This is a genomic window from Chryseobacterium lathyri (genome assembly GCF_030812195.1).
In the GTDB taxonomy this organism is placed as follows: Bacteria; Bacteroidota; Bacteroidia; order Flavobacteriales; family Weeksellaceae; genus Chryseobacterium; species Chryseobacterium lathyri_A.
In genome coordinates, this window is sequence record NZ_JAUSSF010000002.1 from 531,570 (window position 1) to 546,725 (window position 15,156).

Below are 15,156 nucleotides of genomic sequence, written 5' to 3' on the forward strand. Positions count from 1 at the left end.
GACTTATTGTACATGTTTCAAAGGAAAATAAAACCATTCCTATATTTAGGGATTTTCTATCTGATCATTTCATTGATACTACGGATCATTTTTCTACTCCACCCTATTACAACCGTAAGCTTTGGTTTTCTTGAAATTACTAAAGTCATATGTATTGGCCTGTTGAACGACATTTTTGTTTTCACATTAGCAAGCACATTATTAGCTGCTTACTTTTTATTCCTGTCCAATTCAAAATATAAAAAACCGTATGGGTATATTAATTTTGGAATCCTAGTCTTGTTTTTCTTATACATTCTACTCATTCCAAATAATATTTTCGATCAGTATGGTGGATCTGTTACAGAAGTGGTCCTTGCTTTTGTAGGAGTCAAAATTATTTTCTTTGGTTTGATGCTTTTTCTTCCTTCAAAAAGGATAAAGATTCGTAATATATTATATTTTATTGCCCTGTTGCTTTATGTTCTTCTCATCATCTTTAATGCAGTAAGTGAATATTTCTTCTATAATGAATTCGGGGTACGTTATAATTTTATCGCTGTAGATTATTTGATATATACTAATGAGGTTATCGGGAACATCATAGAAAGCTATCCTGTCATCCCCTTGTTTTTGGCTATTCTAATTGCCACTTTAGCAGTGACATGGTTCATTTATAAGAAAACGAAAGACGAACTTTTAGAGCTTCCAAATTTTAAACAGAAAATGATATTGCTGGGAACGTTTACTGTTCTTGGCAGCATCAGCCTTTTTGGAGTAACTTCATGTATGCAAATCAGATCAAACAATGTTTTTGCTGATGAAATCGAAAATAACGGACTTCCAAAATTCTATTGGGCCTTTACCCATAATGAGCTGGATTATTTACAGTTTTACCCGCAGATAAGTCAGCAGAAAGCTGAAAAGAACTTTTTGAGCCTGTATGCCGAACCGTCATTATCAAGAAATGTGACTTCAGAACAGCCGGAACTTAAGAAAAATGTAGTCCTGATCTCTATTGAAAGCTTATCAGCAGATTTCATGAAACATTATGGAGGCACTTTAAAGATTACTCCTTTCCTGGATAGCCTGGCAGATCGTTCTATAATGTTCACCAATCTTTATGCTACAGGAAACAGAACTGTAAGGGGGCTTGAAGCTTTAACACTATGCATCCCTCCTACTGCAGGTGAAAGTGTCATCAAAAGAGATGATAACAAAAATAAATTCACAACGGGAAGTGTATTCAAATCTAAAGGATATGATGTAAAATTTCTGTATGGAGGATACAGCTATTTCGATAATATGCAGGACTTTTTTGCCGGAAACGGTTATGATATTGTCGACAGAAACAATTTTAAACCCGAAGAGATCACCTTTGCCAATGTTTGGGGCGTTGCCGATGAAGATATGGCTAAAAAAGCAATCCAAACCATGAATGCTGAAGCCAAATCTGGAAAGCCGTTTTTCAATCATTGGATGACCGTTTCCAATCACAGGCCTTTTACCTATCCGGACGGGAGGATTGACATTCCGGGAACGGCAAAATCCCGCGACGGAGGCGTAAAATACACTGATTATGCACTTAGGAAATTCTTTGAAATGGCTAAAAAACAGGACTGGTATAAAAATACGGTTTTCGTAATCATTGCCGACCACTGCGCGTCCAGTGCGGGCAAAACAGAACTTCCAATGGACAAATACAGAATTCCGGCAATGATTTTTTCAGAAGGCTTCATACAGCCTCAAAAGTTTGACAAGCTGATGTCTCAGATAGATATAATGCCAACTCTTTTCGGATTGTTGAATTTCAATTATACATCTAAATTTCTTGGCCAGGATGTCTTCAAAAAAGAATTCCAGCCTAAAGCTTATATCGCAACTTACCAGGATCTTGGTCTGGTAAAAGACGGATACCTTACAATCATTTCACCTATTAAAAAGATAAAACAATATTCTTTACAGCTGGAATCCAGCAGTCTTGCTCCTGAATTCAGACTTTATTATCATGAAAAGCTGATGAAACATCCTGATCAGAAACTGGTCAATGATGCTGTTTCTGCCTACCAGTCCACTTCATTCTGGCTTAAAGAAAAGAAACTTAACCGATAAGGTGAGGAACAAAACGACTCTGATTATTGGTGATCAGATGAACACTTTCTCTGATCCCAATACCAGCAGGCTCCTGTCCTATCACCCAGCTGCCAATCACCGGATAATTACCCTGAAAATTGGGGAGATCAAATAACTGCTGGTAAATAAAACCATCTTTGCCATATACTCCATCGTTCTCCTCAACCGGGATATTATTTTTATATAGGATTACATTTGCCCCTTCTCTGGAATAGATGGGCTTTTTAGCAAAATCTTTAAGATGTCTAGGTTCAAAATAAGACTCCAGCAGATTAGGATGATTAGGATACATTTCCCAAAGGATCGGAAGAAGAGCTTTGGAAGAAAGTAAAATTTTCCATGCCGGCTCAATCCATTGGGATCTGAAACCGTTTTTCACGAGTTTTTCTCCAAAACCGTCTGCAAGAATCCACTCATAAGGATAAAGCTTGAAAATATATTCCATGATTGACCGGTCACCGGCCACGAATTCTGAAATATCTTCAGCCCAGCCAATATCCTGAACCGGAATAAATTCCGTATCAAATCCTGCCTGAGAAGCACAGTCACGCATATATTCCACATTGGTGACATCTTCAATATTGGTAAGGGATGCAAAATAAATATGATGCGGGTTCATGTAATTTTTAAGATGCTTCCAATAACCTACCAATTTTTCATGTATGGAGTTAAATTGATCTTTATATGGAAACAACTCTTGGAGCCAATACCATTGTATTACTGAACCTTCGTATAGTGATGTCGGGGTATCAGCATTAAATTCAAGTAATTTTAAATTTTTGCCATCAAATCCAAAATCGAATCTTCCGTAAATAGAAGGGTGGTCTTCTTCCCAGCTTGTAATGATATAATTCCGGAACCACTCAGGAATATTGAACTTTTTCCAAAGGTTTTTAGCTATAATATGATCTACAGCTTCCAGGCACATCTGCCAGAGTTCTGCAGTGGCGTTTTCTATTGTATTAATTTCCTCCGGACTGAACTGGTAATAATGACTTTCATCCCAATAAAGACCATCCAGGGAATGATAGCCAAAACCTAAGTTCTCTAGTTTATGCTGCCAGTTTTTTCTGAACTGTGACTGAATTCTTTCCATAATTTATGATGAGGCACTGAAGCCACTTTTCCCCAATTGCCCTCTTATTACATTTCCTTTGTAATTATTTCTGCCGATATTAGATTTTGTGCTTATCGCATCACTGTAATAGCCAGCTTTTTGATAAGATCCGTAGCTATAAGCCCCATAAGGTCTGAATGCATGATAAAGAAGGACTCCTGCCAAAAAACCATGACTCCTCGTATAAGAGGCTGTAGTATCAGACCTCATATATACTTTCTTTTCTTTTTGATCTTTAGGCTTTTCCTGGGAGCAGGCAGCCAATACTCCTGTTACGAAAAGTAATTTTATAGAACTGGACTTTTTCATTATTGAACCGTTATAAAAAATTCATAATCTTTTTTCGTTTTGGCAATATGGTCATTGCCGTCACGGTCTTCTCCGCCAACAAGGGTATCCCCCAAACCAGGAATAGTATCTTTTTTAACGATCTCTTTAAAAAGCTTTTTATCTTTCCAGATCTTATGTTTAGTGATAAGAATATCTGCAGTATCCAGATGCTCAACAGAAAGTACCGTTTCAATAGAGCCACTCTTATCTACACTATTTACTTCATCTTCTTTTTCTTTTTTACAAGCTGTAAATGCCATGATCCCAACTGATAGCAGGCAAAGTTTAATTTTTTTCACGTGGGCTGTAATTTTTCACAAAAGTAGTAATTTGGTAATGATATTATTTTAAATTTACAGGACAAAAATTTTTATTATGAAATGGACAGACGATAGAAGCGACAACGTAGACGATAGACGAGGATCTGGTGGTGGAGGCGGTGGAGCTATTGTAGGAGGTGGTTTGGGGACCCTGATCATTGCTGCAATTATATTCTTTTTGGGTGGAGACCCATCATCTTTACTTTCTTCAGGAGGAGGTCATTCTTCTCCTACCGAACAGAGAGAATTAACTGCCAGTGAGCTTAAGATTCGTGAATTTGTAGAAATGGTTACTGCTGAAAATGAACAGACCTGGACCAAAATTTTTGCTGAAAACGGCATGCAATATCAACCTGCCGTAGTTGTCTTATTTGAAAGTACAACGCAATCCGGCTGCGGAACAGCTCAAGCTGCCATGGGACCTTTTTACTGTCCCGCGGATCAAAAGGTTTATATGGATATGAGCTTTTTTAAAGAGCTTCAACAACAATTTGGTGCACAGGTTACTGAATTTTCCATTGCTTATGTAATGGCTCACGAAATGGGTCACCATGTGCAGACTCTTTTAGGAACTACTCAGAAAGTAGATGCCTTAAGGAGAAGCGGAAGGTATTCTGAAGCAGATATGAACAGAGTTTCCGTAGCAACAGAATTACAGGCAGATTTCTATGCGGGTGTTTGGGCTAAGCAGACAGACAGCAGAGAACATATCTTAGAGCCGGGTGATATTCAGTCTGCAATAGAAGCAGCTGAAGCTGTAGGTGATGATAATATTCAAAAAAGATCTCAGGGTTATGTCAACCAGGAAAGCTTTACCCATGGATCATCCGCGCAACGTAAAGAATGGTTTATGAAAGGATACAACACTGGAGACATTAAACAGGGAGATACTTTCAACCAGCTTTTAAAATAATTTGGTGTTAAAAAAACTTTTCTTAGATTGGTGGAAAATGAAACATACACCATGACACTCGTATAATGTCGAAGATAGAAGATCCGGAGCTTCAGCTTTGTGGATTCAGAAACTAGAAACATTTGCTCACAATTTTATATATTGCCTTCACCATTTATAATAAAAATGAAAAATAAAAGCTTCAACATTATTATTGCACTCTTTTTCTGTATTCATATTCCAGCGGCCGAATATTCTAGTATTCAAAAAAGTGATGCCCCTTTTTTGAATATGAAGAAAATTGCTACAAATGATTATAGCAAAAAGAGAATGAAATATTATCATTTTGGCACGCTCCCACTGTCTGAAAATAACAAAGCATTACTTGCGAAAAATAATATCCGTATTATTAATAAAAATTGTGTGGCTATACCGGAATTAATGTATTACAATAAGATAATTTTGGAAAAAACACATATTAAATTAATCCCCTGAAGAAATTCTCCAGGGGTTATTTTTTTATTGCAGTTCAATTGGGTTGCTGTTTTTCTTGGCTTCCTCTTTCACTCTTTCTTCCATTCTTTTCCTCATCTCCGCGGGGTTCTGATTTCCGCCCCTGCCACCACCGGGCTGCGGTGGTGCTGGAAAGCCTCCGCCACCACTCTGCATGAATGCCATTGGATCTGTTTTAAATTTTTCCTGCTGCTTTACATATTCCGCTCTTTTTACTTTCAAAGTATTTCCAAACTGGTTGAGCGTTACAATTTCAGCAATTTTATAATTCTTCATTAAATCAAAAGAATAATCCCCTTTATCATCCTCTACCTTCACGATCAGTCCAGGAAGTCCTCCAAACTTATATGGTCCATCCTGATAAGGAAGATCTGTAGTAAACCAGGCTGTCCATGTTCTTCCGGCAAAATCCGCTGTTGCTTTCTGAACTTTATATTCTCCAATTTTCGTTGTTTCAGAAGACATTTTCCAGTTCAGAGGACGGTCTTCTTCATAAGTGTAAATATCTCTGCCTATCCTGTCCTTAAAGTAGGTTTTTTGATTGGCCTTATCTTTTTCTACAGAATAATTGATATTGGTTCTCACTCCTTCCATTTGCTCTCTGCTTACGGAACCTCTACCTCTTCCACCTTGGAATGCTTTCTGCAGGATAGAATCTCTCTTATATCTGTTTTCAGAATAAAAAAGAGACTTTTCAGCGGAAATATCTAAATATGCATTTTCAGTTTTAATATCATTTTTATTTTCCGCATCCGGTTTCATGGTAACCTGATAAACAAACCGGTTGGCCTGTGCAGAAATATGCTGCATTAACAGCGCTAAAACAATGATGCCGATTTTTTTCATTATAGAATAAATTTATTGTTTGGATTTCAAAAGGTTAACAAAGTTAAGCCATCAATAATAAAAATCGATAAAATAAAATTCCGGATTTTTATTTCCTAATTATTGTACGTATTTTTGCATAATTAAATCATTCTAAATAAATACAATGATAAAAGTATCAGATCAAGCAAAAGCAAAAGCCATTCAGCTGATGACAGAAGATGGCTTCAACGCTGCTGAGGATTATATAAGAGTAGGGGTAAAAAGTGGAGGATGCTCTGGTTTAGAATATGTTTTAGGTTTCGATAATAAAAAAACAGATGCAGATCAGGTTTTTGAAGATAATGAAATCAAAATTGTTGTAGATAAAAAATCTATCCTCTATTTAGCGGGAACAACTCTTGAATACTCAGGAGGATTAAACGGAAAGGGGTTTGTTTTTAACAATCCTAATGCATCCAGAACGTGTGGTTGTGGAGAGAGTTTTTCTTTATAGAAAAGATATTAGATCCAGATACCAGACCTGTTCTGAGATCTGAGCCTAATATCTGAAATCAAAAAAAACAATGAGTAAATATACTGAAGACGATTTAAGAGTCGATCTAGAAAATAAAAAATATGAATTCGGGTGGGAAACGAAGATAGATTATGAAGAGTTTCCAATCGGTTTAAATGAAGATATCGTCCGTGCTATCTCCGCGAAAAAAGAGGAGCCTGAATGGATGACAGAATGGCGTTTGGAGTCTTTCAGAATTTGGCTGAAAATGGCAGAACCTACCTGGGCAAACATTAAATATGAAAAACCTGATTTTCAGGCTATCAAATATTATGCTGCCCCGAAAGCAAAACCTGAATTGGAGAGCTTAGATGAGGTTGATCCTGAATTGTTGGCCACTTTTGCAAAATTAGGAATCAATATCGAAGAACAAAAAAGACTTTCAGGAGTTGCTGTAGATATCGTAATAGATTCAGTTTCTGTGAAAACCACGTTCCAGGATACCTTAATGGAAAAAGGAATTATTTTCTGTTCTATTTCAGAGGCTATTAAAAATCATCCTGATTTAGTAAGAAAATATCTTGGAAAAGTAGTTCCGAGAGGAGATAATTTTTATTCAGCACTGAATTCCGCAGTATTCTCTGATGGAAGTTTCTGTTATATTCCAAAAGGCGTAAGATGCCCGATGGAGCTTTCCACTTATTTCCGTATCAACCAGGCAGGAACAGGACAATTCGAAAGAACGCTTGTAATCGCTGATGAAGGAAGTTATGTTTCTTACCTTGAAGGCTGTACAGCTCCATCAAGAGATGAAAATCAGCTTCACGCAGCTGTTGTGGAACTTATCGCAATGGATAATGCAGAAATTAAATACTCTACTGTTCAAAACTGGTATCCGGGAAATGAAGAAGGAAAAGGAGGAGTATTCAATTTTGTAACGAAAAGAGGACTTTGCGAGAAAAATGCAAAAATCTCATGGACGCAGGTTGAAACAGGATCTGCCGTAACATGGAAATATCCGTCTTGTATATTGAAGGGAGATAACTCTATTGGTGAGTTCTACTCTATTGCGGTGACCAACAATCACCAATACGCAGATACCGGAACAAAAATGATCCATATTGGGAAAAATACCAAGTCTACAATTATTTCAAAAGGTATTTCTGCAGGAAAATCTCAGAACTCATACAGAGGACTGGTAAAAGTAATGCCTTCTGCAAAAGGAGCAAGAAACTTCTCCCAGTGCGATTCCCTGTTGATGGGTAATGAATGCGGTGCGCATACCTTTCCTTATATCGAAATCAAAGATCCTACCGCCCAACTGGAGCATGAAGCTACCACTTCAAAAATTGGAGAAGATCAGATCTTCTACTGTAACCAGAGAGGGATTGATACGGAAAGAGCTATTGCTCTGATTGTAAATGGCTTCAGTAAAGAAGTATTGAATAAACTTCCAATGGAATTTGCCATTGAAGCTCAGAAATTATTAGAGATCTCTCTTGAAGGTTCTGTTGGATAATTTGAGGATGAAAACTACAGAAAATTTAATTTTAAGAAGACCTGAAAATGATGATTTTGAAAGGTTTTTTGAAATTAACAGCGATCCGCAGACCAATCTGTATAACCCAAGTGGACCAATGAATGCTGCAAAAGCAGAAAGTACATTCAGAAGAATACAGGAACAGTGGGATCAATATGATTTTGGAAGCTGGGCCATTATAGCAAAAGAAAACAAGAGCATTATCGGCTTTGGAGGCTTGAGCTATAAAATGTATGGAGAAGAGGAAAAACTAAATCTTGGATATCGCTTTGCTGTGGAAGCATGGGGAAAAGGATATGCAACAGAGTTCACAAAGAAAGCTATAGACTTTGGATTTACCGATATTGGTAAAGAAGAGATATTTGGAATTGTTCGTCCTGACAATATAGCTTCTGTTAAAGTTTTGGAAAAGGCAGGTATGATGCGTATGGGAGCGCTTAATGATGTTCCTGGTCAGCCTGAAAGTTTAGTATATAGAATTCAAAAATAATTTGTTTAGCAAATAAAAATGTTAGAAATAAAAAACTTGCACGCCAAAATTGAAGATGGCGCAGAAATTTTAAAAGGTATTAATCTTGAAATAAAACCGGGAGAAGTTCATGCGATCATGGGACCTAACGGAGCTGGAAAATCTACTCTTTCTTCTGTCATTGCAGGAAAAGAAGATTATGAAGTAACGGAAGGAGAAATTCTTTTTCAGGGAGAAAACATCAGCGAAGATGCTCCTGAAGACAGAGCGCATAAAGGGATCTTCCTTTCTTTCCAGTATCCAGTGGAAATTCCGGGGGTATCTGTAACCAACTTCATTAAAGCTGCTTTAAACGAAACAAGAAAAGCAAACGGACTGGATGAAATGCCGGCAAAAGAAATGCTTGCTCTTATCCGTGAAAAATCTGAGCAATTAGGCATCAAAAAAGATTTCCTTTCAAGATCACTGAACGAAGGTTTCTCCGGAGGTGAAAAGAAAAGAAACGAGATCTTCCAGATGATGATGCTTAATCCTAAATTGGCGATCCTTGATGAGACTGATTCAGGATTAGATATTGATGCTTTAAGAATCGTTGCAGACGGTGTCAATCACTTTAAAAATGAAGGAAATGCAGTTCTTCTGATTACTCACTATCAGAGATTGCTTAACTATATCCAGCCTGACTTTGTTCACGTTCTTGCCAATGGAAAAATCATCAAAACCGGTGATAAATCCCTTGCTTTAGAGCTTGAAGAAAAAGGCTACGACTGGCTTCTTAACTAAGAAGAAACTCTTTTCAGCAGGGATTTTATCAATCCTTTCTGAACATGCGGAAAAACCGCAGTAAATATTATTATTTTTAAATATATAAAATAAGGTGTGATGGCCGAAATATCAGTAATGGCTTTATACGATCAGATTATTGACAATCACGGTGAATTTTTGGAGAGCCTTCGTCACAGATTTCTGGATGGAGATAGACAAACTGCTCTTCAGAATTTCGAAAACTTAGGTTTTCCGACAAAAAAAGACGAAGAATATAAGTATACCAGCATAAAAGAGATCACAGAGAAAAACTACAATTTTTTCCCTAAGGAAAGTCATAATATTACCAAAGAACAGCTGGATCAGCTGCATCTGGGAGAAGAAAATTTTGACTGGATCGTTTTTGTGAACGGTAAGCTTCATAAAGAGCTTTCAAAAGTTTCTATAGAAAATGTAGAATTCCTTTCATTCAACTATGCTTTGAATGATGAAAAACATAAAGAAGTATTTGACAAGTATTTCAATACCATTGCTTCTAAAGACACAGCTTTCACGAACTTAAATCTTGCTTATTGCAAATACGGTTTCTTCTTGAAGGTTCCTAAAAATGTAGTGATCGAAAAACCGATCCATATTTTCTATATTTCTCAGAATCAGGAAGAAAATACATTCTATAATACAAGAAATTTATTGATTGTAGAAGAAGGAGCAAAAGTAGAGGTGATAGAAAGTCACCATAATTTCGACAGTACTTATGTACTGACAAATTCTGTAACGGAGATCTTTACTTCTCCTAATGCAAAAGCAGACTGGCACAAGCTTCAGAATGACAACAATACGTCGTATCTTATCGACAGCACTTTTGCAAGACAGGAAAAAGACAGCTTAACGACTGTAAACACCTTCTCTTTCGGAGGAAAACTGGTAAGAAACAATCTGGATTTCATTCATAACGGAAGCAATATCAATTCGTTTATGAACGGAATCACCATCATTGGAAAAGATCAGCTGGTAGATCACCATACAGCAGTTCACCATAATTTCCCGAACTGTGAAAGTTACCAGAACTACAAAGGTATTTTCGATGGAAATGCACATGGTGTTTTCAACGGAAAGGTTTTTGTAGATAAGATTGCCCAGAAAACCAACGCTTATCAGCAAAACAACAATGTATTGCTAAGTGAAGGAGCTACTATTGATACCAAGCCTCAATTAGAGATCTTTGCTGATGATGTGAAATGCTCTCACGGCTGTACAGTAGGCCAGCTTAATGAAGATGCGCTGTTTTATTTAAGAGCCAGAGGAATCTCCAAGAAAGAAGCTCAGGCATTGCTTTTATATGCTTTTGCCAATGATGCAATGCAGAACATTGACATTGAACCGCTTAAAGAAAAAATATCAAAACTTTTAGCTGAAAAGCTTCAGGTTGATATAGAATTTTAGACTTATATAAATTGATACCCAAAAAAGCACTTCGGACTGAAGTGCTTTTTTATTTTTATATACTGTCTGAAGTTATTTCAACCAGGACTGATTATCTTTTTTATCAGAGCGTTTTTTCCCGTTATCTATATTATACGCAAATCCTACTCCCAAAGTCTGTTTAAGCTGTGTTTTTTGGATTTGGTTGTGATCATATAACAGATCCAGCGTAATATTCGTTGAAATAAACTTGTTGATCTTCATATTAAGGATTCCGCTGTATCCAAGGACCAGATGATCAGGATGGTCAAGATAGTTTGAAAATACCGATGCAGTATTGGTCAGGTTAATATTCTCCATGATCTTGATCTTATAGATAGCCGTACCAAGGAAACCGAACTGGAACAGTGAAACGTCGCCGTCATTTTTAAGGCCATAGGTCCCTGCGGTCTGAAGGTCTTCATCCAGAACAAACGTCCACCTGGCATTGGCCGGACGAAGCGTCATTGTAAAATTGTCATTGGGACGATACGTTACACCGGCACCGATATTCAGGTATCCCGGAGCCATAAAATTGGAGATCTTTTTAGCATCAGGATTATTTCCATCCTCATAGCCTCCGGCAAACTGGGTCTGAAGACCAATCCCGCCTGAAAGATACCAGTTCTTGACAAACTCACGCCCATAATTAGTTGACAGGTTGATCACATCCTGTGTCTTTCTTGTTCCGATGCCTTTTGTATTATTCTGTCCGTAACCCAGAATGATGATATTTTCCCAGAGATCTTTACCTTTTTCATAAGTAAGGTTATAATTGACTCCGGCAAGCCATCCTACATTGTTGGCTCCTCCGCCAACCCAATTGGAGAACGCAGCCTGGTTGAGCATTAATGTATTCTGCCCCTGGATAGACCATGCTTTTATGGTATCTGCTGTAGCAGCATCAGTTTTGACCTCCTGAGCCATTGCGCTGATTCCAAAAGAAATGGAAGCGGCCAATAAAAGTTTTTTCATAAGTAAGGATTTTCGTTACAAAAATATACATATAATTTTTGTTAAAAAACTAATCACTCGCAATTGAAATATTAAATTGGTATTTAATGCATTAAAAGACTGCGAAATACATCTTGAAAACAGTCAAAGTGAACTTATCCCTACTTAAAATCACTATATACTATTGTAAAAAGACACCCCATACTGAAGTGCTTTGTTATTAAACTGAAATTATAATCTATTTTTTAAACCACCACTGGCTGTCTTTACGGTCTGAACGTTTTACCCCGTTATTCAAAGTATAGGCAAATCCTATCCCCAGAGTTTGTTTCAGCTGCGTTTTCTGGATCTGATTATGATCATACAGGAGGTCTACTGTAACATTGGATGATATAAACTTATTGACTTTAAAGTTTAAAACAGCCCCGTAAGCAAGAACCAATCTTTCCGGATGATCAAGGTAATTGGAGAATACAGAAGCTGTATTCGTTATATGAACATTCTCCATCAGTTTTACTTTGTATAAAGCTGTGCCCAGAAAACCGAACTGCAAAAGTGAAGTATCTCCGTCATTTTTCAAACCGTAGCTTCCTGCGAACTGCAAGTCCTTATCCAGCACGAAAGTCCATCTGGCATTGATAGGACGCATGGTTACCGTAAGATTGTCATTAGGCCTGTATGTGATACCCATACCGAGGTTCAGATAACCGGGAGCCATAAAATTGGAGATTTTTTTAGCTGCCGGATTATTTCCATCTTCATATCCCTTGTAAAATTGTGACTGTAATCCTGCCCCAGCAGAAAAATACCAGCTTTTGGAGAATTTTCGCCCATAATTTGTGGAAATATTCATTACATCCTGTGTTTTCCGTACGCCAAGTCCTTTAGTATCATTCTGCCCATAATCCAGGGCAATAATATTTTCCCACAGATCCTTGTCTTTTTCATAGGTAAGGTTGTAATTCACTCCGGCAAGCCATCCTACATTGTTGGCACCTCCGCCCACCCAGTTTGAAAAAGCAGCCTGATTGATCATCAGAGTATTTTTACCTAATACCGACCAGTATTTTACCGTATCCACGACTACTGAATCTTTTTTCAATTCTTCTTGTGCACTTGCATAAATCCCCATAGAAAAGGAAAGAATCAATAAAAACTTCTTCATTATTTTACATGATTTTCATTACAAAAATATTAATATAATTTTTTTTAAGCGATATTAGCCTATAAAAAGCTTTAAACAGATTAAAATCTCTTCAACATCCAAAAACAGGCCAGTTTAATACATTCAATGTCAAAATATTAGGTCCTGCATTTAAAAATTGAAACCTTTTGTCTCAAAATAAACACCTCACTTTTAAATACATCGACAAATTTTCCGAAATTTATCGTTGGCTTTTGATTTGACGTAACCTCGACATGTTTAAAAATATAATTTCCAAAAGAGCTGTTATTATCCCTTTGCTGATGCTTTCGGCCATGTGGTTCGGCTACTTTCTGCAGATGCAGGGCTTTTTTCAAAGCTGTTTTGGGGCCATTATACCTCTATTACCGGAAGGCTTACTGGGAGTCATCACCTCCCCTCTTCTACATGGAAATATTGATCATATCATAAGCAATTCTATCCCGGTAGCTGTTCTTCTGTTTCTTTTATATCAGTTCTATCCGTTAGTCGCCAATAAAGTCTTTATTATCGGCTGGCTGGCAACAGGGATGCTGGTCTGGCTGCTGCCTCCGATAGATATCCTCACCGGCGACTATATGTATACCTGCACCATTGGAGCCAGCGGAGTGGTGTATGTTCTTGCCTTCTTTCTGTTCTTCAGCGGAGTTTTCAAATGGAACATGAAGCTTCTCACCATATCGCTGCTTGTTGTTTTGTATTACGGCAGCCTGGTTTGGGGCATGTTTCCAGAAGAGTTATTTTACAATCTTCAGGAACCAAGCAAAATATCATGGCAGGCCCATCTTTCAGGAGCGGTTGTGGGAAGCATCATCGCTTTTGCCTTTAAAAATGTGGGCGACAGGAAAAAGAAATACATCTGGGAATTCCCGAACTATTACAGCGAAAAAGATGATAAGCTGTGGCAGGAGTACAAGGAAAATCACCCGGAGGATTTTCTGGAACTGCCTTATAAAAAAAGAGACGATATCTGGGATCATTTGGATGAATTAAGAAAAAAATAAAACTTATTTCATTACATTTGAAAAAAAACACACATGATCACTGAAGAACATCTCTATGCAATCGCGCTGCGCGAATGCAGCCTGATCGGAGATATTAACTTTCAAAAACTTATCCGGACATTTGGAAGTGCTGAAGAAGCCTGGAAGAAAGCAAAAAAGGAATTCAGCAAAAAAGATGGTATAGGAAAGAAAACTGTAGCAAATATCGGAAATGAAGAATATCTAAAATTCGCAGAAACCGAGATTAAATTCTGCGAAAAGAACAATATCCGTATCAGGCTACGACATCTTAAAGAGCTTCCTTACCTGCTCTGTGAATGCGAAGATGCTCCCGCAATTCTCTATCAAAAAGGAAATTTTGACGATTCCCTACAGAAGATCAGCATTGTAGGAACACGGAATATGACTTCTTACGGCAAACAATTCATCGGGGACTTCTTCGAAACCTCACAGTCTTCTAAATACATATCTGTCAGCGGATTAGCTCTTGGCGTTGACAAAGAGGTTCACGAGCAGTCTATTCAGTTTAAAATTCCTACCATGGCAGTTCTCGCTCACGGTTTCCATACGCTGTATCCTTCCAAAAACAAAAAACTGTCTGAAAAAATCCTGCAGGAAGGCGGTAGTTTGATAACAGAATTTAATTCATCCCGAAAGCCGGACCGTGAAAATTTCATTCAAAGAAACAGAATCATAGCCGGAATTTCTCCTTCAACGATAGTGGTAGAAACAGGTTTTGGAGGAGGTTCAATAAGTACCGCATCCTTTGCCAACGACTATAACCGTGAAGTTTTCGCCCTTCCGGGAAAGATAACGGATCCATACAGCCAGGGATGTAATAAGCTGATTTTCCAGAATAAAGCAGCTGCCATTTCTACGGTTAAGGATCTTATAGATTCAATTGGGCTCAGTCATTCAAAAGAGAAAGTAGCGGAACTGTTTCCATACAGCGAAACAGAAATACAGCTTACTGACACTCAGAAAACCGTATACCAGTCGATAAAAGCCCATCCTCAGGTATCTCTGGATGATCTCGCCCAGATGATTTCGGTTCCTTCTTATAAAATTCTTCCTATAATTTTAGAATTAGAGCTTTTAGGGAAACTAAAATCGTTTTCCGGGAGGCAATTCATGGCAATTTGAGAATTAACGATTTCTTAATATTGCATTATTTG

16 protein-coding genes are annotated in these 15,156 nt (G+C 37.6%); 10 read left to right on the forward strand and 6 right to left on the reverse strand.

What is annotated here, in order from left to right:
* Window positions 1-12: 12 nt before the first annotated feature.
* Entirely contained in the window at window positions 13-2,091 is a 2,079-nt protein-coding gene (locus J2T03_RS12540; RefSeq protein WP_307211515.1) for an LTA synthase family protein, read from the forward strand.
* Here J2T03_RS12540 and J2T03_RS12545 read toward each other — a convergent pair.
* From J2T03_RS12545 to J2T03_RS12555, 3 genes are read right to left on the reverse strand one after another with little or no spacing between them, the layout of a single operon-like run.
* Window positions 2,081-3,208 (reverse strand): glutathionylspermidine synthase family protein, encoded by a 1,128-nt coding sequence (locus J2T03_RS12545; protein ID WP_307211517.1) that lies wholly within the window; start codon window positions 3,206-3,208, stop codon window positions 2,081-2,083. The genes J2T03_RS12540 and J2T03_RS12545 overlap by 11 nt on opposite strands.
* Before the next feature lie 3 nt (window positions 3,209-3,211).
* Entirely contained in the window at window positions 3,212-3,538 is a 327-nt protein-coding gene (locus J2T03_RS12550) for a hypothetical protein (protein WP_307211519.1), read from the reverse strand.
* Window positions 3,538-3,858 (reverse strand): hypothetical protein, encoded by a 321-nt coding sequence (locus J2T03_RS12555; RefSeq protein WP_306840791.1) that lies wholly within the window; start codon window positions 3,856-3,858, stop codon window positions 3,538-3,540. The genes J2T03_RS12550 and J2T03_RS12555 overlap by 1 nt, the downstream gene beginning before the upstream one ends.
* A gap of 76 nt (window positions 3,859-3,934) precedes the next feature.
* On the opposite strand from J2T03_RS12555, the gene ypfJ reads away from it, so the two are divergent.
* Both ypfJ and J2T03_RS12565 read left to right on the forward strand, forming a co-directional pair.
* Window positions 3,935-4,792 (forward strand): KPN_02809 family neutral zinc metallopeptidase, encoded by an 858-nt coding sequence (gene ypfJ, locus J2T03_RS12560; RefSeq protein WP_306840794.1) that lies wholly within the window; start codon window positions 3,935-3,937, stop codon window positions 4,790-4,792.
* 165 nt (window positions 4,793-4,957) lie between these two features.
* Window positions 4,958-5,266 (forward strand): hypothetical protein, encoded by a 309-nt coding sequence (locus J2T03_RS12565; protein WP_306840796.1) that lies wholly within the window; start codon window positions 4,958-4,960, stop codon window positions 5,264-5,266.
* 24 nt (window positions 5,267-5,290) lie between these two features.
* Here J2T03_RS12565 and J2T03_RS12570 read toward each other — a convergent pair whose 3' ends face one another.
* On the reverse strand, window positions 5,291-6,130 hold the full coding sequence (locus J2T03_RS12570; protein ID WP_306840798.1) for a GLPGLI family protein: 840 nt from the start codon (window positions 6,128-6,130) through the stop codon (window positions 5,291-5,293).
* A 145-nt stretch (window positions 6,131-6,275) separates the two neighbouring features.
* On the opposite strand from J2T03_RS12570, the gene J2T03_RS12575 reads away from it, so the two are divergent.
* From J2T03_RS12575 to sufD, 5 genes are all read left to right on the forward strand, one after another.
* The gene (locus J2T03_RS12575; RefSeq protein ID WP_111954251.1) at window positions 6,276-6,605 is read left to right on the forward strand and encodes a HesB/IscA family protein; all 330 of its coding nucleotides are present in this window, start codon (window positions 6,276-6,278) and stop codon (window positions 6,603-6,605) included.
* A gap of 70 nt (window positions 6,606-6,675) precedes the next feature.
* Window positions 6,676-8,124: a Fe-S cluster assembly protein SufB gene (gene sufB, locus J2T03_RS12580; protein WP_306840804.1), complete on the forward strand. Its 1,449-nt coding sequence runs from the start codon at window positions 6,676-6,678 to the stop codon at window positions 8,122-8,124.
* Between the two features lie 7 nt (window positions 8,125-8,131).
* Complete coding sequence (locus J2T03_RS12585; RefSeq protein WP_307211521.1) at window positions 8,132-8,635, forward strand: GNAT family N-acetyltransferase; 504 nt, start codon at window positions 8,132-8,134, stop codon at window positions 8,633-8,635.
* Window positions 8,636-8,653: 18 nt separating this feature from the next.
* On the forward strand, window positions 8,654-9,397 hold the full coding sequence (sufC, locus tag J2T03_RS12590) for a Fe-S cluster assembly ATPase SufC (RefSeq protein WP_306840808.1): 744 nt from the start codon (window positions 8,654-8,656) through the stop codon (window positions 9,395-9,397).
* A gap of 117 nt (window positions 9,398-9,514) precedes the next feature.
* Window positions 9,515-10,822: a Fe-S cluster assembly protein SufD gene (gene sufD, locus J2T03_RS12595; protein WP_306841715.1), complete on the forward strand. Its 1,308-nt coding sequence runs from the start codon at window positions 9,515-9,517 to the stop codon at window positions 10,820-10,822.
* Between the two features lie 72 nt (window positions 10,823-10,894).
* Here sufD and J2T03_RS12600 read toward each other — a convergent pair whose 3' ends face one another.
* A complete protein-coding gene (locus tag J2T03_RS12600; RefSeq protein ID WP_307211523.1) occupies window positions 10,895-11,815 on the reverse strand; it encodes a DUF3078 domain-containing protein in 921 nt (306 codons plus the stop codon).
* A gap of 217 nt (window positions 11,816-12,032) precedes the next feature.
* Entirely contained in the window at window positions 12,033-12,959 is a 927-nt protein-coding gene (locus J2T03_RS12605; RefSeq protein WP_306840811.1) for a DUF3078 domain-containing protein, read from the reverse strand.
* A gap of 254 nt (window positions 12,960-13,213) precedes the next feature.
* On the opposite strand from J2T03_RS12605, the gene J2T03_RS12610 reads away from it, so the two are divergent.
* Together J2T03_RS12610 and dprA are read left to right on the forward strand one after the other, a co-directional pair.
* Window positions 13,214-13,981 (forward strand): rhomboid family intramembrane serine protease, encoded by a 768-nt coding sequence (locus tag J2T03_RS12610; RefSeq protein ID WP_307211525.1) that lies wholly within the window; start codon window positions 13,214-13,216, stop codon window positions 13,979-13,981.
* Between the two features lie 33 nt (window positions 13,982-14,014).
* The gene (gene dprA / locus J2T03_RS12615; RefSeq protein ID WP_307211527.1) at window positions 14,015-15,124 is read left to right on the forward strand and encodes a DNA-processing protein DprA; all 1,110 of its coding nucleotides are present in this window, start codon (window positions 14,015-14,017) and stop codon (window positions 15,122-15,124) included.
* The last annotated feature ends 32 nt before the right edge of the window (window positions 15,125-15,156 follow it).

Bases quoted from the DNA above. Each gene is read 5' to 3' on its own strand.
- J2T03_RS12540 (WP_307211515.1), top strand. From the start codon at position 13: ATGTTTCAAAGGAAAATAAAACCATTCCTATATTTAGGGATTTTCTAT.
- J2T03_RS12545 (WP_307211517.1), bottom strand. From the start codon at position 3,208: ATGGAAAGAATTCAGTCACAGTTCAGAAAAAACTGGCAGCATAAACTA.
- J2T03_RS12550 (WP_307211519.1), bottom strand. From the start codon at position 3,538: ATGAAAAAGTCCAGTTCTATAAAATTACTTTTCGTAACAGGAGTATTG.
- ypfJ (WP_306840794.1), top strand. From the start codon at position 3,935: ATGAAATGGACAGACGATAGAAGCGACAACGTAGACGATAGACGAGGA.
- J2T03_RS12565 (WP_306840796.1), top strand. From the start codon at position 4,958: ATGAAAAATAAAAGCTTCAACATTATTATTGCACTCTTTTTCTGTATT.
- J2T03_RS12570 (WP_306840798.1), bottom strand. From the start codon at position 6,130: ATGAAAAAAATCGGCATCATTGTTTTAGCGCTGTTAATGCAGCATATT.
- J2T03_RS12575 (WP_111954251.1), top strand. From the start codon at position 6,276: ATGATAAAAGTATCAGATCAAGCAAAAGCAAAAGCCATTCAGCTGATG.
- sufB (WP_306840804.1), top strand. From the start codon at position 6,676: ATGAGTAAATATACTGAAGACGATTTAAGAGTCGATCTAGAAAATAAA.
- J2T03_RS12585 (WP_307211521.1), top strand. From the start codon at position 8,132: ATGAAAACTACAGAAAATTTAATTTTAAGAAGACCTGAAAATGATGAT.
- sufC (WP_306840808.1), top strand. From the start codon at position 8,654: ATGTTAGAAATAAAAAACTTGCACGCCAAAATTGAAGATGGCGCAGAA.
- sufD (WP_306841715.1), top strand. From the start codon at position 9,515: ATGGCTTTATACGATCAGATTATTGACAATCACGGTGAATTTTTGGAG.
- J2T03_RS12600 (WP_307211523.1), bottom strand. From the start codon at position 11,815: ATGAAAAAACTTTTATTGGCCGCTTCCATTTCTTTTGGAATCAGCGCA.
- J2T03_RS12605 (WP_306840811.1), bottom strand. From the start codon at position 12,959: ATGAAGAAGTTTTTATTGATTCTTTCCTTTTCTATGGGGATTTATGCA.
- J2T03_RS12610 (WP_307211525.1), top strand. From the start codon at position 13,214: ATGTTTAAAAATATAATTTCCAAAAGAGCTGTTATTATCCCTTTGCTG.
- dprA (WP_307211527.1), top strand. From the start codon at position 14,015: ATGATCACTGAAGAACATCTCTATGCAATCGCGCTGCGCGAATGCAGC.